This is a genomic window from Sphaerisporangium siamense, from assembly GCF_014205275.1.
Lineage (GTDB): Bacteria > Actinomycetota > Actinomycetes > Streptosporangiales > Streptosporangiaceae > Sphaerisporangium > Sphaerisporangium siamense.
In genome coordinates this window covers 4,265,337-4,283,065 of sequence record NZ_JACHND010000001.1, presented here as the reverse complement: position 1 = coordinate 4,283,065, position 17,729 = coordinate 4,265,337, and the positions used below count along the sequence as shown (strand labels likewise).

General features: G+C 72.5%; 12 protein-coding genes. 2 read left to right on the top strand and 10 right to left on the bottom strand.

Annotated features, from left to right (window positions below; all coding sequences use genetic code 11):
* The first annotated feature begins 45 nt into the window (after window positions 1-45).
* Entirely contained in the window at window positions 46-1,296 is a 1,251-nt protein-coding gene (locus tag BJ982_RS19740; RefSeq protein ID WP_184882161.1) for a cytochrome P450 family protein, read from the top strand.
* A gap of 203 nt (window positions 1,297-1,499) precedes the next feature.
* On the opposite strand, the gene BJ982_RS19735 is transcribed toward BJ982_RS19740, so the two are convergent.
* The 5 genes from BJ982_RS19735 to BJ982_RS19715 all read right to left on the bottom strand — a co-directional run bounded on the left by BJ982_RS19735 (window position 1,500) and on the right by BJ982_RS19715 (window position 6,813).
* Window positions 1,500-2,372: a prephenate dehydrogenase gene (locus BJ982_RS19735; RefSeq protein ID WP_184882159.1), complete on the bottom strand. Its 873-nt coding sequence runs from the start codon at window positions 2,370-2,372 to the stop codon at window positions 1,500-1,502.
* A 50-nt stretch (window positions 2,373-2,422) separates the two neighbouring features.
* Window positions 2,423-3,226 (bottom strand): TIGR03084 family metal-binding protein, encoded by an 804-nt coding sequence (locus BJ982_RS19730; RefSeq protein WP_184882157.1) that lies wholly within the window; start codon window positions 3,224-3,226, stop codon window positions 2,423-2,425.
* 247 nt (window positions 3,227-3,473) lie between these two features.
* Complete coding sequence (locus tag BJ982_RS19725; RefSeq protein ID WP_184882154.1) at window positions 3,474-4,577, bottom strand: carboxymuconolactone decarboxylase family protein; 1,104 nt, start codon at window positions 4,575-4,577, stop codon at window positions 3,474-3,476.
* A 14-nt stretch (window positions 4,578-4,591) separates the two neighbouring features.
* Entirely contained in the window at window positions 4,592-6,247 is a 1,656-nt protein-coding gene (locus tag BJ982_RS19720) for an FAD-dependent oxidoreductase (RefSeq protein ID WP_184882152.1), read from the bottom strand.
* A complete protein-coding gene (locus tag BJ982_RS19715; protein ID WP_184882150.1) occupies window positions 6,244-6,813 on the bottom strand; it encodes a DUF5987 family protein in 570 nt (189 codons plus the stop codon). The genes BJ982_RS19720 and BJ982_RS19715 overlap by 4 nt, the downstream gene beginning before the upstream one ends.
* A gap of 475 nt (window positions 6,814-7,288) precedes the next feature.
* Here BJ982_RS19715 and BJ982_RS19710 point away from each other — a divergent pair, with 475 nt between their 5' ends.
* The gene (locus BJ982_RS19710) at window positions 7,289-8,059 is read left to right on the top strand and encodes a helix-turn-helix domain-containing protein (RefSeq protein ID WP_184882148.1); all 771 of its coding nucleotides are present in this window, start codon (window positions 7,289-7,291) and stop codon (window positions 8,057-8,059) included.
* Between the two features lie 497 nt (window positions 8,060-8,556).
* On the opposite strand, the gene BJ982_RS19705 is transcribed toward BJ982_RS19710, so the two are convergent.
* The 5 genes from BJ982_RS19705 to BJ982_RS19685 are packed head-to-tail and all read right to left on the bottom strand — an operon-like array spanning window position 8,557 to window position 17,727.
* Window positions 8,557-9,951 carry a cytochrome P450 gene (locus BJ982_RS19705; RefSeq protein WP_184882146.1) on the bottom strand — a complete coding sequence of 465 codons (1,395 nt, stop codon included), beginning with the start codon at window positions 9,949-9,951 and terminating at the stop codon, window positions 8,557-8,559.
* Window positions 9,948-10,487, bottom strand: a complete 540-nt coding sequence (locus BJ982_RS19700; RefSeq protein WP_184882144.1) for a flavin reductase family protein — start codon at window positions 10,485-10,487, stop codon at window positions 9,948-9,950. Before BJ982_RS19700 ends, BJ982_RS19705 begins: the two co-directional genes overlap by 4 nt.
* 32 nt (window positions 10,488-10,519) lie before the next feature.
* Window positions 10,520-10,948 (bottom strand): acyl-CoA thioesterase, encoded by a 429-nt coding sequence (locus BJ982_RS19695; protein ID WP_184616672.1) that lies wholly within the window; start codon window positions 10,946-10,948, stop codon window positions 10,520-10,522.
* 3 nt (window positions 10,949-10,951) lie between these two features.
* Window positions 10,952-16,744 (bottom strand): type I polyketide synthase, encoded by a 5,793-nt coding sequence (locus BJ982_RS19690; protein ID WP_184882142.1) that lies wholly within the window; start codon window positions 16,742-16,744, stop codon window positions 10,952-10,954.
* Entirely contained in the window at window positions 16,741-17,727 is a 987-nt protein-coding gene (locus tag BJ982_RS19685; RefSeq protein ID WP_184882141.1) for an enediyne biosynthesis protein, read from the bottom strand. Before BJ982_RS19685 ends, BJ982_RS19690 begins: the two co-directional genes overlap by 4 nt.
* Window positions 17,728-17,729: the final 2 nt, after the last annotated feature.

Genomic DNA, 17,729 nt, shown 5'->3' with positions numbered 1-17,729 from the left:
GGCATCCTGATCAATCTCTCCGACGAGATCATGGGAGAACCTCAGATGGTAGAACGCTGCCCCGTCGCCCTCGACACCACAGGGAAAGACATCCACGCCGAGGCGGACAGGCTGCGCGCGGCGGGCCCCGCGACCCTGGTGGAGCTGCCCGGCGGCGTCCAGGCGTGGTCGATCAACAGCCACGCCGTCATCAGGGACCTGCTCACCGACCCGCGAGTGACCAAGAGCGCCCGCAACCACTGGCCGGCCTTCATCAACGGCGAGATCCCCCCGGACTGGGAGATGATCAGCTGGGTCGCCATGGACAACATGGTCACCGCCTACGGCAAGGAGCACGTCCGCCTGCGCAAGCTGGTCGGCAAGGCGTTCACCCGCCGCCGCACCGAGGCGATCCGCCCCCGCGTCGTCGAGCTCACCGGTCAGCTCCTCGACGCGCTGGCCGCGACCCCGCCCGGCGAGGTCGTCGACCTGCGCGAGCGCTTCGCCTACCCGCTGCCCGCCCTGATCGTCGCCGAGCTGATCGGGATGTCTCAGGAGGCCCTGGCCAAGACGGCCAAGGTCATCGAGATGATGATCGACACGACCGTCAGCCCGGAGCAGGCGGCCGAGATCCTCGGCGGCTGGCGTCAGGCGATGGCCGAGCTGATCGCCTCCAAGCGCGCCAACCCCGGCGAGGACATCACCACCGACCTCATCGCCGCCCGCGAGGAGGACGGCTCGCGGCTGAGCGAGGACGAGCTGACCGACACGATCTTCGCGATCCTCGGCGCCGGCTCGGAGACGACGATCAACTTCTTCGACAACGCCATCACCGCGCTGCTGACCCACCCCGAGCAGCTCGAACTGGTCAAGAGCGGCCGCGCCACCTGGGACGACGTCATCGACGAGGTCCTGCGCGTGGAGTCGCCCCTCGCCCAGCTCCCGCTGCGCTACGCCGTCGAGGACATCGAGCTGGACGGCGTCACCATCCCCAAGGGCGACCCGATCCTCGTCAACTACAGCGCGGTCGGCCGCGACCCGGAGCTGCACGGCGACACCGCCGGCGACTTCGACATCACCCGCGCCGACAAGGAGCACCTGTCCTTCGGCCACGGCCCGCACTTCTGCCTCGGCGCCGGCATCGCGCGCATGGTCGCGGAGATCGGGCTGTCGACGCTGTTCGAGCGCTACCCCGAGCTGTCCCTCGCCGTCTCGCGCGAGGAGCTGCAGCCGCTGCCGACGTTCATCATGAACGGCCACCGCACCCTTCCGGTCCGGCTCACCGCCCAGGTCCCCGCCGGGGCCGGCGCCCACTGACCGCGCCCGCCGGGTGAACTTCGCGCCCGGCCGGATGAGGCCCCCGCCTCATCCGGCCGGGCGTTTCCGCGTTCCCCTCCGGTCAACGGAGCCTTCTCGTCCTCCCGCCACGGGAGAGCCGTCCCTTCCCCGGCGCGGGAGCCGTTCTCCCCGGGCATGAAAAAGGCCGCCCTCCTCCGGGTGGCGTGGGAGGAGGGCGGCGGTCAGACGCGAGAGGCGGCGCGATGGCCGCGGACGATGTGCTCGCGTCCTCGGTTTCCCCTGGTCAGCAGCTCGGACAGCCGGCCGTGGCCGCCGTGTTCCAGCCCGCGCAGGGCGCGCACGGCCTCGGTGAGGTCGCCCACCACCTCGTCGAGCACGGCGGCGACGGCGTCGGCGTTCTGCGCGAGGATGTCCGACCACAGGCCGGGATCGCCGGTGGCGATCCGCGTGGTGTCCTGCAGCCCCTTGCCGACCAGCGACAAGGTGGTGTCGTCGGCGGCGCAGAACCGGGCGGCGAGCGCGGCCGACACCAGGTGCGGCACGTGCGAGACCGTGGCCACGATCTGGTCGTGCGCGCGGGCCTCGATCACCTCGGGCGCCGCGCCGCAGGCCGTGGCCAGCTCGGCGACCAGGGCGAGCGGGCCGGGCGGCGTGGTCGGGTGCGGGCACAGCAGCCAGGGCCGTCCGGCGAACAGGTCCGCCCGCGCGGCGAACGGCCCCGACAGCTCGCGGCCCCCCATCGGATGCCCGGGGACGTAGGTCGAAAGGTCGCATCCCGCGCGCTCGGCCTCGGCGACGATGCCGGCCTTGGTGCTGGCGACGTCGGTGTAGGCGGCGCCGAGCCCGCGGGACTGCGCGTCGCGCAGGACCTTGGCGACGATGGACGGCGGGGTGGCGATGAGGACGACGTCGGCCGGGGGGTCGCCGGGCGTCAGCGCGACGCCGGCGCCCATCATCTCGGCCTTGGCGACGACGTCCTCGTCGCGGTCGGACAGCGCGACGAGGACGCCGGAGCGCCGCAGCGCCAGCCCGATGGAGGTCCCGATCAGGCCGCTCCCCATGATCGTGACGCGGCGCAGCGTGGCGGGATGCATCAGACCTCGCCCGGGACCATGACGGTTGCCATTCTTTCCGCGGTGCCCGGTCAGACCTGGGCGACGGCGAACTGGCCGGGCCTGCGGCCCTCGCCCGCGGGGCCCCGGTAGCACTGGGCGATGTCCAGCCAGTGGTCGGCCTCCTCGCCGGTGGCGACGACGGCGAGGTCGTCGCGGTGCCGGCGGCGGGTCGCGAGCAGGCAGAAGTCCGCGGCCGGGCCGGTGATCCGCTGCGTGGCGTCCTCGGGTCCGAACGCCCACAGCTCGCCCGAGGGGGCGGTGAGCTCGAAGCGGAACTCGGTGGCGGGCGGGGTGAGGCCGCGCGACAGGTAGCCGAAGTCCTTGGTGAGGACGGCGAAGACCACCAGGTGCTTGATGCGGTCGGTGTACCGGCGCCGCACGCCGAGCGCGTCCAGGATGTCCTGGCCGTGCGCGAACTGCTCCATGATGCCGGCGCAGGCCAGGATGACCGGCGGCAGCGGGTTGACCAGCCACGGCACGACCTGCCCCGCCGGCACGGCGGCGAGGGCGGTCACGACGTCGGCGCGCTCGCCGCGCCACTTGGCCAGCAGCGTCTCGGGGCTGTCGCCGGCGAACAGGCCGAGCGCGGCGTTGACCGCGCCGTTGAAGTCCTTCTCCGCGCCCGCGACCAGCGCCTTGAACGTCTCGGCGTCCTCGGCGGCGGTCCTGGCGAGGCCGAAGATGAAGGTCAGGTGCGCGACCTGGTCGGCGATCGTCCATCCGGGGGCGGGGGTGGGCAGGTTCCACTGCGAAGGCTCGAGCCCGGCGACCACACGGTCGAGCTCCTCGCCTTCTTCGGTCAGCGCCCGCAGCACCTCATCAAGCTCGCTCACGCCTGCAGTCCTCTCACTGAAATAACCTTGTCGAACGAATGAAAACCGTTTTCGGCCCGCGTGCGCGCGCCTTATCGATCGCTGCCGCCCAGCTCAGGAGGCATCTGAAAATGAATGTCGATTCGACGGAGACGGAATTAGCACGTCGCGTCCGCCACGAACCAAGCATGCATCAGGCGAATTCGGGTGTCTTCTCCGTGAGTGCCTTCGTCTTACTATCGATTTGCAATTCCGTTGACCCGGAAAATCAAGGGCGGCTAATTCGAATGGCTGGGGGCGCCGTCTGGGGGCGTGCCGTGCTCCAGGAGCCGATCCTGCGCGCCGCCGCCATGCTCGCCCACGAGGTGAGCTCGACCAGCGCGCGGTCGTCCGGCGTTCCCTCGCGGAAGTCGGCGACGAGCCCGTCGTCGACCTGGTAGGAGGCCATCGCGGTGAGCAGCGCCAGCCGTCCGGCCGGGCGCAGGTCCCGCGGCAGCGCGGTCACGGCCTCCGCCACCCAGGCCCGGCTGATCCCGGTGGGCGCGCCGTCCCACCCGGCCAGCCGCTCCGCCACCAGGTCGCGGACCGGGCCCGGCACCGAGCGGGCGCCGGCCTCGTCGATGGCGGCGGCGGCGCGGGCGAACGCGGCGGCCAGGCCCGGCGACCCCTGCGCCCACGCCAGGTCGGCGGGCGGCGGGGCGGCAGGCAGCAGGACGAGCGCGTCGCCCGGCGTGGCCGCGCGGCGGGCGTAGCGCCGCATGACCAGGCCGAACAGCCGCAGCAGCGTGCCGCGGGCGCCGGTGGGCACCTCCGGCGGCAGCGGCGACTCGGTGAGGAACACGTTCACCATGCGGTTGAGGTAGTGGAAGGTCACCGCCACCGCGACCAGCTCGCGCAGCGGCTCGGCCGGGAGCGGCGGCTCGTGCCGCGCCGCCGCGTCGCGCGTCCCGATCGCCCGCGCCCACGACGCCACCCGGCGCACGCCGGGGTCGTCGATCTCGTCGTCCCGGCCGGCCGCGACCAGCGCGGCGTGGCCGCCGCGCACCAGGCCGTCCATCGTGGCCTGGTGCACGTCGACGCAGTAGGGGCAGGCGTTCCCGCGCGACACGGCGGTCGCGACCGCCTCCTTCAGCGGCCGGGCGGCGGTCCCGGCGGCCAGGAGGGATTCCCGCAGCATCGTCCACGACGCCGCGAGGGTGACGGGAGCGGGTGAGTGCAGGAGCATCGGCGGCGCCAGCATGCCGAAGTCGCGCTCCACCTGCGCGTAGACCTTCGCGACGAGGTCCGGCGCGGTACGGGGTCGTACCGGGGTGACGTGCCGGACGTGGGACAGCGTCCCCGGCAGCGTCGCACGGCTGAGCATCCTGCCCATCGCCCGCTCCCTCCTTACCGGCGCGAGAGGCTCGGGATCAGCGGGGCGACGCCGCGCCGTCCGCTGGTCGAGCCGTCGGGGGCCGGGGCTCCGTAGGTGACGTCGACGCCGCGCTCGCGGGCGGCGGCGACGATGCCGGGGATGGCCCGCTCGGCCAGGGCCGAGATGGTCATCGCCGGGTTGACGGTGAGCGCGCCGGGCACGGCCGAGCCGTCGGTGACGAAGATGCCCGGGTGGCCGCGCAGCTCGTTGCGGTCGTCCAGCGCGGAGGTGGCCGGGTCGTCGCCGATACGGCAGGACGACAGCGGGTGGACGGTGTAGGCGCCGACCACGTCGTTGGTCCAGGCGGCGACCTCGGCGAGGCCGTCGCGCTCCAGGATGTCCTTGACCTCGGCGTCCGCCAGCGCCCAGGCGCGCAGCGTCTGCGGGGTGGGGTCGTACTTGAGGCGGCCGACGCCGAGCATCTGCTGGGAGAGCCGGTCGGCGTTGCCCTTGGCCGGCGGCGGGCCGAAGACGCCCTCGTTGTTGTCCTCGATCATCTGGAAGATGATGAGCCAGGACTGCCAGCGCTTGAGGATCTCCTTCTTGTCGACGCCGAACCAGCTCGGGCCGGTCGCGCCGGGCACCTCGGCGAGGATCGTGCCGAGGCCGGGCGGGAAGTAGAGCTGCTCCAGCGAGAAGCGCTCGAACTCCGGCAGCGAGCCGTCGAGCCGGTCCCAGCTGGCGACGACCGGGCCCTTGCCGATCTGGTTCGCCGCGTACGCCAGGCCGTTCTCGCGTTCGAGGCCGAGCACCTCGCGCACCTTGTCCTCGTTGATGATCGCGGTGTTGAGGCGCTCGCCGTTGCCGGAGAAGTACCGGCCGACGGCGTGGGGCATGGCGCCGAGCGTGGCCTCGCTGCGCTGGAGGATGACGGGGGTGGCGCCGGCGCCCGCGGCGATCACGACGATCTTGGCGTCGATCGTGCCGCTCTCGCCGCGCAGGCGGTAGTCCTCGTCGTCCATGACGTCGTAGTGCACGCGGTAGCCGCCGTCGTCGGTGCGCGAGATCTGCTGCACCTCGTGCAGCGGGCGGATCTCGGCGCCGTGCGCGACGGCCGCGGGCAGGTAGTTGAGCAGCAGCGACTGCTTGGCGTCGAAGTGGCACCCGGCCATCATCCAGTTGCAGTTGACGCACTTGCTCCGGTCGATGGCCGCCGGGACGGGGTTGGCGGTGCGGCCCGCGTGGTCGCAGGCCGCGGCCCACAGCCCGCCGGCGTAGGTGACGTCGTCCCAGTTCTGCTGGGTGATCGGGATGGACTCGGCCACCCGGTCGTACCAGGGGTCGAGGGTGTCGCGGCTGACGGAGGCCGGCCACATGCGGCGGCCGATGCCGCCGTGCCGCTCGAAGACGAACCGGGGGGCGCGCGGCATCGCGGCGAAGTAGACGACGCTGCCGCCGCCGACGCAGTTGCCGCCGAGGATGCTCATGCCGTCGCCGACGGTGAAGTCGAAGGCCCGGGTGTAGGACGAGCCGAGCTTGAAGTCGTGGTCGAAGTCCTGGCCGGTCAGCCAGGGGCCGCGTTCGAGGATGACGACCCGGGCCCCGCCCGCGGCGAGGTGGTAGGCCGCGATCGCGCCGCCGAAGCCGCTGCCGACCACGAGGACGTCGGTGCGTTCCGTGCTGGTCATGAGGGACTCCCTGTGGGGGTCGTGTCCGGGTGCAGACGGGCCAGGGGCCGGCCGTAGGAGAAGTTCGGGAACCTCCACCGGCCGTCGGCGTCGGGCTTCTCGATGCCCATGGCCAGCAGGCCCGGGTGTCCCTGGGCGATGGCGTCGGCGGTGCTCATGTGCGCGGCGGAGTCGAAGGCCATGTTGCAGAACAGGGCGAGGCTGACCCAGAGCTCCTTCTCGGGGTGGCCGGGCGTGGTGAGCCGCCGCACCAGCGCGGTGCGGTGCTCGAAGGCGAGGGACACGAACGGCGGGACGGCCGGGTCCAGGTCCAGGCCGTGCTCCAGGGCGTACGCCGTGGCGTGGCCGGTGAGGGCGGTGGCGAAGCCGTCCAGCCCCTCGGTCAGCCCGGTCGCGTCCCATCCGAGCAGTTCAAGTGCTCCGGCCTGCACCGCGCCGCCTCCGGTGGTGGCGCCGGCGATGGCCCGGTCGTCCGGTGAGCGCTTCTCGCCGGGGACGATCGTGTCCGCGAACGCCTCCAGCGTCATCGTCCTGGTGTCGTCTACATCTGTGGATGGCGGTCGCATACGCGTATCCTCGCTCGTCCAGGAGGGCTGCTGACCAGTTCATGGAACGGCATCGCCTGGATAGGTGCATCTCCTGAGTTGCTTTCGCATTCCGGACGAACACCCCCCTAACCCCCGACATCGGTGCCACGGGGACGTGGATTCTGGCCGGTGAACGCGCGTGCGCAATGCCGGGGACGGGCGTCATTCGGCGCAAAGGATCGGGGGGATTCCCGCGCGGCGTCTGCCGGATATGGGCAGGCAGGGGGCGGATAGGGGTTGTCGCGGCAGGTGCCGCACCCAATTCTGATGCCATGGCCAAGTGCCGTCGATGTGTCGTCGTCGGGCGTCGTTCATTCCTGAAATCACACCGCAGCGGAGTGGCTTGCATTCGCCGCTTCGGGGTGTGAGCAGATGACGGAGGCTCACGATGACGAGTCCTCCCGTGTCAATTCGGGGTCAATTATCACAGCGCCTCCAGCGCACGGGAGGAGCCATGGAAAACGCGATCGAGCAAGCCGTCCTACGGGTCGTCAAGAGCATGCACGAGAACCTCGGTGAGCAGCTGACCATCAACGACATGGCGCGTACCGCGATGTTCAGCAAGTTCCACTTCTCCCGGGTGTTCCAGCGGGTCACCGGGTTGTCGCCTGGCCGGTTCCTTTCGGCGGTGCGGATCCAGGAGGCCAAGCGCCTGCTCACGACCACCTCGCTGACGGTCACCGACATCAGCCACCGCGTGGGCTATTCCAGCGTGGGGACCTTCAGCTCGCGGTTCACCGCGAGCGTGGGGCTCTCCCCCACGAAGTACCGGCAGCTCAAGAGCATCACACCGCAGATGCCGCCCGACGCCGTGGCCGGCGACGGGCGAGGGAGGCCGGTGACCACCATCAGGGGCGACATCTCGTCCCCTCTCAAGGACCAGCCCATCTTCGCCGGGCTGTTCCCCGACAGAATTCTCGAAGGCAAGCCCGTCCGCTACACGATCCTGCGCAGGCCGGGACCCTTCGTCCTGGAGGACGTCCCGCAGGGCGAATGGCACCTGATGGCGCAGTCCGTCGCCCCCGGCAGGGAGGACGTCGTCCCCCACCCGGCCGGAGGGGACGAGGGTCTGTGCATCGGCCGCCACGGGCCCATCACGGTCCGGCCCGGCACCGAGCTGCGGCTCGCCCACCTGCGACTCCGCCCCATCCGCCCCCTAGACCCGCCCGTCCTGCTCGCCCTGCGCGACCTGCTCTCGGACGGCGTTCCCCAGCTCACCCACTGAGCCTGCGCCGCACCCCGCGCGGCGCACGGCGGCGGACGGGCCCCGGCCAGGCCCGTCCTTTTCACTTTGCCGGCCCGCTTCTCCGGCGGACGCGCGCGGCGCGCCCGGAAAAAGCCACGGGCCCGCGGAAAAGAATCGCATACGCGAATGGCGCCCCGGCGTGCCGCGCGGGACGCGTGATTCCGGGAATATGAGAACGGCGCCGTGCCCGCGTAATGGCGGAACACGGCGTGACGATGAGTCCCCCGGAACGGGACCATCGTCGTTCACGACGGCATGCCGCCGCCACCCCAGATCATCTTCCGCGCCCCCTGACACGGCCCCCACCGCGTCGGCGCGGAAATCCGCCGTGCCCGGAAAAGGGAATGCCTCCCTTAAGGGGCAGGCGAATGTGACCCCTGTTGCGCGCGGGAAAGCCGGCCACGATCCCGCGCGCGAGGGCCCCGCCCGCCGGCACCGGGATGCGCCCGGCGCCGGCGGGTGGAGGGGTCTTCCGCTCAGGCCCCGGCGGCGTGCACCGTCATGGGCAGGCCGCCGCGCACCCGCAGCGACAGCATCGGCTCGGGGACCACCTCGTACCCCGGCACCTTGGCCAGCCGCAGGTCGCGCGCCACCATGGCGATCACGAACGTGGCCTCCATCATGCCGAGGTGGTTGCCGACGCAGAACCGTGGTCCGGCGCCGAAGGGGATGTAGGCGTACCGGGGGCGTCCCGAGGGGCGTCCCGGGTCGAACCGCTCGGGGTCGAACACCTCGGGCCTGTCCCAGAACGCCGGGTGCCGGTGCAGCGTGTAGGGGCTGATCAGCACGTCGGCGCCCGCGGGCACGTGGTAGCCGCCCACCTCGTCGTCGCCCTGGGCCTCGCGGGGCAGCATCCACACCGGCGGGTAGAGGCGCATGACCTCCTCCACCACCATCGCGGTGTACGTCAGCCGGCTCAGGTCCTCGTAGACCGGCAGCCGGTCGCCGAGCACCTCGACGGCCTCGGCGTGCAGCCGCTCGCGCACCTCCGGGTGCCCGTCGATGAGGTGGAACGTCCACGACAGGGTGCTCGCCGTGGTCTCGTGCCCGGCCAGCAGCAGCGTGACGAGCTCGTCGCGCATGCGCTGCCGCCCGACACGGTGGTCGGACTCCTCCCGCGTCGAGCCGATGAGCCGCGAGACGACGTCGTCGCCGTCGATGCCCGTGCGCAGCCGCTCGGCCTCCAGGTGGTCGACGATGCGCTGCAGGTCGTTGCGGGCGCGGCGGAAGCGGAGCTGCTTGGGCAGCGGCACCCACATCGGCACCTTGCTCAGCGTGACCAGCTCGAACATCGCCTGGTCCTGGACGGCCTCGAAGTCCTGGCCGATCCGGTCGAACGCGCCGAGGTCGGCGTCCAGCAGCGTGCGGCCGAGCACGCCGAGGCTCAGCCACGTCATCTCCTGGACGACGTCGACCGGTCCCTGGCGCCCCTTGGCGCGCAGCCGCTCGACCAGGTTCGCCGCCTCCGCGGCGATGACCCCGGCCTGCTGGGAGATCCGCTTGTTCTGGAACACCGGCTGGATCATGCGGCGCTGTTTGCGCCACAGCTCGCCCTCGCTGGTCAGCAGGCCGTCGCCGATGGCGCGCCGCGCCTGGACCAGGCCCACGCCCTTGTGGTAGTTGCCGCTGTTGTCGGCGAGCACGTGCTTGGCGTGGTCGGGATGGTTGAAGAAGTACAGCTTCTTGGGGCCGATGGTCAGCTTCGCCGCGTCGCCGTAGGTCGCGGCCTGCTCCATCAGGGCCAGGCGGTCGGTGGCGAGCTTCTTGAACAGGCTCGGCCCGGCCCACAGGGGCGGGCCGGGCGGCACCCGGCGGGCGCCCGGGGAGGTTCCCCCGGACGCCGCCGTGGCCTTGGGTCCGGTCAGGGTCACGCCGGCACCTCACTCCAATCGGGACTGAGCTGGCGGATCTTGGCCTTGAAGACGAGCAGCGCTTCCCTGTCGGTGGGCTGGTGCAGGTTCAAGACCTCGCCGATGAAGATGGTGTGGTCCCCGCCGTCGTAGGCGCGCCACATCTCGCACTCGAAGCTCGCCAGCGTGCCGCCGAGCAGCGGCACGCCGGTCAGGCGTCCGGGGTACCAGTCGACGCGCTCGAACTGGGCGGCCCCGAGCGTGCGGTGGCGGTCGGCGAAGTGCATCGCCTCCGCCTCCTGGTGCGAGGCGAGCACCGACACCCCGAAGAACCGCGACGCGCTGAGGTACTGGTGCATCAGCGCGCCGCGGTCGACGCAGACCAGCAGGAGCGGCGGATCGAGCGACACCGAGGTGAAGGAGTTGGCGGTCATGGCGTGCGGGACGTCGCCGCCGGTCGTCACCACGGTGACGCCGGTGGCGAAGGCCCCGAACGCCCGCCGCAGTGACTTCGCCTCGGTCGCCGGGCGGGGTGGCGCGGAGTTGTCGACGTTCACGCTGGTCTCCTGCTCACTGTTCGGGTCCGCGCCTATGACGCGTAGGGTTCGAGCGCCTGCGCCAGGGCGTCGGGGACCCTGGCGGGAACCGTGCGGGTGTTGGGCCCGCGCATGCAGGCCACCCGCTGCCGTCCGCGGGCGACGAGCGTCTCGCCGCCGCCCCGGTCCAGCCGGACGTAGTCGAAGCTGAACTCGACCTGCGTCTTGGCCAGCTCCACCAGCCGCATCCGGATCGAGAGCTCGTCGAAGGCGGTGATCTCGGCGAAGAACTCGCAGTCGACCTTCAGCGTGAACAGCTTCAGGTCGTCCTGCATGTCGGCGAGCACCTCGGTGGCTCTCTCCTTCAGGAACATCTCCCTGCAGCGGCCCTGCCACCGCAGGTAGTTCACGTAGTACACGTTGCCGACGAGGTTGGTCTCCTCGAAGCCGACCGTGTGCAGATACTCGTAGTACTTGCTCAAGGCCTACGGCCTCCCTTCGGTGAGCACCGCGAGGACCACCGGCGCCGGCGCGTCCCGCAGCGTGGTGGCCAGCGTCGCGACGCGCGTCTCGCCGGAGGCGAACACCGCCCACGCCTCGCCGCTCCCCTCGTGGAAGGTGAGCCGCGCACGGGCGGACAGCCCGGCCTCGCGCATGCTCGCCACGGCGGCCTGCACGCGGGCCGCCGCGGTGCCGAGGCCCTCGCCGGTGCGGGCGGAGACCTCCTTGGCCAGCGGCAGGCGGGCGCCGAGCACCTTCTTCCACTCGGCCTCGGTGCGCTCGGCGACCTCGGCCACGCCGGTGCCCGCCTTGCCGTCGGTGAGGACGACCAGCGTGAGCCCGGCGCCGTGGGCCGCGGAGACCACCGGGCCGCCCTCGACCTCGTGCCGCCCGTCCGGCCGCGCGCGCAGCGTGACCGGGCGTCCGGCGGCGCGCCCGGCCGCGACGGCCGTCCGCGCCTCGTCGCCGGGGTCGCCGGCGTCGCCGAGGCGGGGTTCGACGGCGACCGCGACACGGGCGCCGACCAGGTCCTCCAGCGTCCGCTCCACGTACGAGCCGAGCAGCGGGGTGACCCACGGTCCCCGGCCGTCCTTCTTGCGGACGGCCTGCAGGCGCAGCCCCTCCCACCGCTCGACCACCTCGCCGGCGGGCGTGCGGACGGCGATGTCGTAGATGTAGGTGTCGCCGTCGCGCAGGCGCTCGGTGGCGCAGTAACGCAGACCCTCCGTGCCGGTGAGCGCGGACCCGCCCGCGTGCACCCGCTCGATGCCGGTCGGCAGCAGGGTCGCGTCGGGGACGCAGACCTGGTTGCCGTGCATGAGCGCGTCGCGCATGCCCGGGTCGGCGAGCCGCAGCTCGCCGGGCAGGAACCCGGCGAACCAGTCGCGCGCGTCCAGCGCGGCCACCTCGGCGTCGACGTGACGTGCGGCGGCGCGGTGGTAACGGCGCAGGCGGTGGAACCGTCCGCCCTGGAACAGCACGTCGCCGTACATCTCGGTGGCCGGGTCCAGCGGCACGACCGGCAGGCCCTCGGCGACCTGCTCCGGCGGGCCCTGCGGCACCGGGTCCCCGGTGAACCGCACGGTCGCGCGGAAGTGGTCCACCTCGAAGCCGGTCTCCGCGCTGCGGATCGCGACCGCGACGGTCTCGCCGTCCTGGTCGCCGTCGACGACGGTGGCCGCGACCCGGATCGTCGTGCTGCCCGCGGGCGGCACGATGATGGGCCGGACGAACTCCGCGTCCTCGATGACCGGTGCGGTCTCGCGACCGGTGACCGCACCGGCGACCTGCGCCATCGCCTCCATGCCGAAGACGGCGGGGAACAGCAGGTTGCCGTCGAGCAGGTGGTCGGCGAGGTACAGGTCGGTGCCCGCGTTCATCTCCACCTCGGTGACGAGCTCGACGCCGTGGTAGTGGACGAGGGGCTTGTCGACGAACCGCAGCAGCGGCAGCTCGGGCAGGTCGTAGCGGGCGGTGTCGATGCCCTGCGTACGGCCGCTGATCACCACGGTGGCGGGGACGTCGGGGTCGGTGACGAGCCTGCGCATGATCTGCACGCCCTGCTCGGGCGTGATGGCGGTGACGCCCATGCGGCCGAGCGCGTCGACCACCGAGAGCTTCTCGCCCATGCCGACCTCGGACCAGACCGACCACTCCATGCAGATCGCCCGGCAGCCGGGGTGGGTCTCCCCCACCTCGCGGGTGATCTCCGCCATCCAGTCGTTGGCGGTGGAGTAGTGCGCCTCGCCCTGCAGGCCGGCCCGGCCGATGATGCTGCCGAACGTGACCAGCAGGCGCAGCGCGCCGGGGTCGACCGCGTCCAGGACGTTGCGCAGGCCGTCGACCTTCGGGGCGAAGGTGCGCCGGAACGCGCCCATGTCCAGGCCGGTCAGCGCGGCGGGCTCGTTGCGGCCCGCGCCGTGCAGGACGGCGGTGACCTGCCCGAGCTCGGCCGCCAGCCCGGCCACCGCGGCCCGCACCTGGGCGGCGTCGGTGACGTCGGCGCGGGCGTAGCGCACCGTGACGCCGGAGTCGGCCATCCGCCGCAGGTTGTCCGACAGCTCCTGGTCGGCCGCCGGGTCCGAGCGGCCGAGCACGGCCAGCTTGGCCCCGGAGTCGGCGGCCACCGCGAGCGCGCACTCGGCGGTGATGCCCTTGCCGCCGCCGGTCACCAGCAGCACGTCGCCGGCGCCGAGCGGCCGGTCGGTGCGGGCGGCCCGCACCGGCAGCACGCGCAGGGTCGGCACCCGGCGCGTGCCCCGGTCGTCGTAGAACACCTCGGAGAACCGGGTGGTCGCGGCGACCTCGTCCACGACGCGGGCGACCGCGTCGGGGCCGGGGGGCAGGTGGACGATGGTGGTGCGCAGGTGCGGCGCCTCCAGCTGGAGGGTCTTGGCGAGGCCGGCCGCGCCGGCGCCGTGCTGGACGGCGACGAAGCGGGTGCCCGGCTCGCTGGCGACCGCCTCCTTCGCGGCGCGCAGCGCGTGCTCCAGGTGCGCCTCGGCGCGTCCCTCGGGCAGCACCACGACCAGGCCGGAGCCGACGCCGCCCGTTTCGAGCGCCTGGTGCAGCGACCCGGCGAGCGCGGTGCCCTCGGGCGCGAAGAGCCGCCAGCGGCCGTTCTCCTGGGGAGAGGTGCGCGCGGGAAGCGGCAGCTCGTCCAGGTCGACCGCGAACGGCCGCGACCAGGGCGCGGCGCCCGCGACGATCGCGGGGCCGGCCGCCTCGGCGCTCCTGGCGTCCGCGGCGAGCGCGTCCAGCGCCTCCGACAGCTCGCGCAGGCTCGCCGTGGCGAGGTTGGTCGGCGCGTTGGACGCCGGGACGCCGAGCCGCTGGCTGGCCTGGTCGATGATGTGCATCACCGTGACCGAGCTGAGGTGCAGCTCGTCCAGGGGCCTGGCGTCCTCGCTCACCATCTCCAGCGGGAGCTCGGCCCGCTCGGCCGCCAGGCGGCGCAGCAGGTCGATGCTCGACTCCGAGCCGGTCGCCGCCGGAGCCGCGGGCTCGGCGACGGCCGGGGCCGCGGCGGCCGCCTCGCGGCGGACCGTGCCGGTGACGCTGACCTGCGGCGCCTGCTCGACGGGGCTCTGGAAGAACGAGAACTCCGTCCCGACCTCCAGCGGGCGCAGCAGCCGCCCGTGGAACAGCTCCTCGTGCACGACCGGGACGCCCGAGACGTACGCGGCGCCGGCCACGCGCAGCAGCCCGGTCAGCGACTCGTCGTCGGTGTCCAGCGGCACGGCGGGGACGTCGGTCACCGACGCGGCCAGGCCGCTCAGCACCCGGCCGGGGCCGACCTCGACGAACAGGTCGATGTCCTTGGCCGCGCGCTCGACCGCCTGGGTGAACAGCACCGGGTCGGTGATCTGGTCGCGCAGCAGGACGCGGACGTCGGTGGACGAGGCCAGCGTCTCCCCGGTGACGGTGGAGACGATCCGCCGTCCGACGGGGCCGAACTCCTCCTCGTCGAGGGCGGCGCCGAACTGCTCGGCGGCCGGGGCGACCAGCGGCGAGTGGAAGGCGTGGGACACCGCGAGGCGGGTCCACTTCAGGCCCGCGGCGGTGGCCTTGGCGCCGAACGCCTCGACCGCCTCGACCGTCCCGGCGACCACGGTCTGCTCGGGGCCGTTGTACCCGGCGATGACGACGGGCAGGTCGCCGAGGAGCTGGATCACCGCGTCCGGGGTCGCGCGGACGCCGGCCATGGTGCCCGTGGCGCTGCTGCGCTCGGTCATGGCCCGGCCGCGGACCGCGGCCACGCGCAGCAGGGCGTCCTCGTCGAGCGCGCCGGCCCAGTGCAGGGCCGAGATCTCGCCGAGGCTGTGCCCGACGGCGACCTCGGCCTCCACGCCGATGAGGGACAGCGCGCGCAGGCCCGCGATCGAGCCGGTGACGATGCGCGGCTGGGCGACCGCGGTCGCCACCATGTCGCCGGAGACCGGCAGGTCCGCCCGCAGGTAGATCTCCTCGACCTCGGAGAACCTGCGGCGCAGCGCGCCGCCGCTGGTGCCGCGCCCCGACCCCTGGCCGGGGAACAGGAAGCCCACCCGGCCGGGCCCGTCGGCGTGGCCGAGGAACGCCCGGCCGTCCGGCGTGATCAGCGTGGTCTCGCCCGCGTCGAGGGCGTCGATCGCGCGGCGCAACTGCCGCTCGGCGTCCTCGGGCGAGGTCGCGACCACGGCGGCGCGGAACGGCAGGTCGCGCAGCTCGCGCTGCAGCGTGGCCGCGAGGTCGGCGACCTGGCCGTACGACACCGTGATCACGAAGTCGGCCAGCTCGGCGAGCCGGTCGCGCAGGGCCTGCGGCGAGGCGGCGTCGGCGAGCAGCAGTTCGGCGTCCTGGGAGGAGGCGGCGAGCTGCCGGGTGCGCGTGGACAGCACGCGCTTGCGCGGGCCGGTCTTCTCCAGCACGACGTGGGTGTTGATGCCGCCGAAGCCCATGGCGGTGACGCCGGCGCGCACGGGCGTGCCGGTGGGCCAGGGCTCCGCCTTGCGCAGGGCGCGCAGCGTGGCCGACTCGGAGGTGAGGATGTCCTGCGGGTCGACGCAGCCGATGGTCGGCGGCAGCACCTGCTCGTGCACGGCCATCGCGGTCTTGATGAGCCCCGCGACGCCGGCCGCCGCCTTGGCGTGGCCGATCATGCCCTTGATCGAGGTGACCGCGGCCGGCACGTCCGCGCCGGCCTCGGCGCGGGCCTCGGACAGGGCGGTCAGCTCGGTCTTGTCGCCGACCGCCGTGCCCGTGCCGTGGCCCTCGAACAGCTCGACGCTCTCGATGCCGAACCCGGCGCGGTCGTAGGCGCGGCGCAGCGCGAGCTTGTAACCGCCCACCTCGGGCCGGGTGATGCCGCCCTTGCCGTCGGAGGAGATGCCCCAGCCGGCGATGGTGGCGTAGATCCGGTGCCGGGCGGCGAGGGCGTCCTCCTCGCGCATCAGCACGACCATGCCGCAGCCCTCGCCCGGCCAGAAGCCGTTGGAGTGCCGGTCGTACAGGCGGAACTCGCCCTTGGCCAGGGCGCCGGTCTTGGCGAAGCCGATGATCTCGAACGGGTCGATGGACAGGTCCACCCCGCCCGCGATCGCCACGTCGATGTCGCCGTCGATCAGGCCCTTGCAGGCGGTGGTCACCGACAGCAGCGACGAGGAGCACGCGCCGTCGACGGTGTAGCCGCCGCCGTTCAGGTCGAAGTGGTTGCAGATCCGCCCGGCGATCGTGTTGGAGAGGCCACCGGCCAGGGTGTCCTCGTCGACGGGCGGGAACGGGTTCTTGTAGGTGACCTCCAGGTCGGCGAGGAACGTGGCGAGACGGTCGTCGTCCCAGCCCTGTTCCTTGAGGACCGCGGCCACGGTGCGGCGGACGTACGGCCAGCGCAGCCGCATGACGTTCGCCCTGGTGAACTCGCCGGTGAGGGTGTTGCCCACCACCACGCCGGTGCGCTCCCGGGGCAGGCCTTCCGCCCCGGGGAATCCCGCGTCCGCCAGCGCCTGGCCCGCCATGTCGAGGGCGAGCCAGTGGGTCAGGTCGGTGGAGCGGTACGTGCTACCGGCGATCTTGTAGCGGACCCGGTCGAACTCGTAGCCCTCGATGACCGCCGCCGTGCGCGCGTAGAACGTGTCCGGGGTCGCCGGATCGGGATCCCAGTAGTCCTCAAGGCGCATGCGCACGTCGGGCAGTCTTCGGAAGGCGCGGCGACCGGCGAGAGCGTTCTCCCAGAGCTCTCTCGGCGACGTGGCGTCCGGGTACCGGCACGCCATGCCGACGATCGCGATCCTGGTCATACGGCGGCGACCTCTTTACCGTTCGGCGAGATCGCGTCGACGGGCAGGGGCGGAAGGGGCTGGGGAGCCGTGGCCGCCTCGCGCTGCTCGCGGGCCTTGTTGACGAAGTGCAGCGCCCAGAAGAAGCCGCCGCGGATGGCGCAGATGCCGGCGGTGGCGAAGAAGAGCGCGTAGGAGATGTGCACGGCGGTCAGCAGCCCGTACATCAGGGCGACACCGCCGCCGAAGGCGAACTGGGACCACGGCTTGGACGGGCTGGTGCCGGGGTCGGTGACCATGTAGTTGCTGTACAGGACGAACGCGACACCGGTCATCATGGCGAGCGCGGCCGAGATGGACGTGCCGAAGAAGATGCCGCGGACGACGGCCTGGAGGGCGAAGACGCCGACCCAGCCGGCGATCAGCGGCATGCGGCCGGTGAGCTTGCCGTTCAGCATGGTGCCGCCGACGATGATCAGGCCGGGAATCAGCCAGTCGGCCCAGGTGTCGATGTTCTCGGTGAAGTGGTAGGGCGGCGCGATGCTCGCCCACGGGAACACCAGCAGGATCACGGCGATGCCGAAGTTCGAGGGGTTCATGTAGTGGCGCATGCGGCCCTTGACCGGGGCGCGGAGCACCCACTTGGCGCCGACGGCCACCACGACGCCGAACACCAGCACCATCACCTGGTCGTTGACGTAGATCAGCATGTTCATGGCGAGGCTGGTGATGTGCGCCGGGTACAGGAACTCGCGCAGGCCGCGGAAGCCGTTGCCCATGTAGCGGGGGGTGCGTCCCTCGACCTTCGCGCCGATCTTCTCCAGGCCGATCTCGGTGGCGTAGCCGACCGCGAGCGCGATGAAGGGCCACAGCCACGGCTGCTCGAATCCGAGGATCGTGTAGCCGACGATGTTGAACACCGTGATGGACAACGCGAAGTTGCGCAGCGCGATGACGACCTTGGGGTCGTGCCGCGGCGGAGCGCTTGGCTTCTGGTCAGACATGA

What these genes read in the sequence shown, in the direction of transcription:
- BJ982_RS19690 (WP_184882142.1), bottom strand. Translation starts at nt 16,744, where the DNA reads ATGACCAGGATCGCGATCGTCGGCATGGCGTGCCGGTACCCGGACGCC.
- BJ982_RS19710 (WP_184882148.1), top strand. Translation starts at nt 7,289, where the DNA reads ATGGAAAACGCGATCGAGCAAGCCGTCCTACGGGTCGTCAAGAGCATG.
- BJ982_RS19740 (WP_184882161.1), top strand. Translation starts at nt 46, where the DNA reads ATGGTAGAACGCTGCCCCGTCGCCCTCGACACCACAGGGAAAGACATC.
- BJ982_RS19725 (WP_184882154.1), bottom strand. Translation starts at nt 4,577, where the DNA reads ATGGGCAGGATGCTCAGCCGTGCGACGCTGCCGGGGACGCTGTCCCAC.
- BJ982_RS19685 (WP_184882141.1), bottom strand. Translation starts at nt 17,727, where the DNA reads ATGTCTGACCAGAAGCCAAGCGCTCCGCCGCGGCACGACCCCAAGGTC.
- BJ982_RS19715 (WP_184882150.1), bottom strand. Translation starts at nt 6,813, where the DNA reads ATGCGACCGCCATCCACAGATGTAGACGACACCAGGACGATGACGCTG.
- BJ982_RS19720 (WP_184882152.1), bottom strand. Translation starts at nt 6,247, where the DNA reads ATGACCAGCACGGAACGCACCGACGTCCTCGTGGTCGGCAGCGGCTTC.
- BJ982_RS19735 (WP_184882159.1), bottom strand. Translation starts at nt 2,372, where the DNA reads ATGCATCCCGCCACGCTGCGCCGCGTCACGATCATGGGGAGCGGCCTG.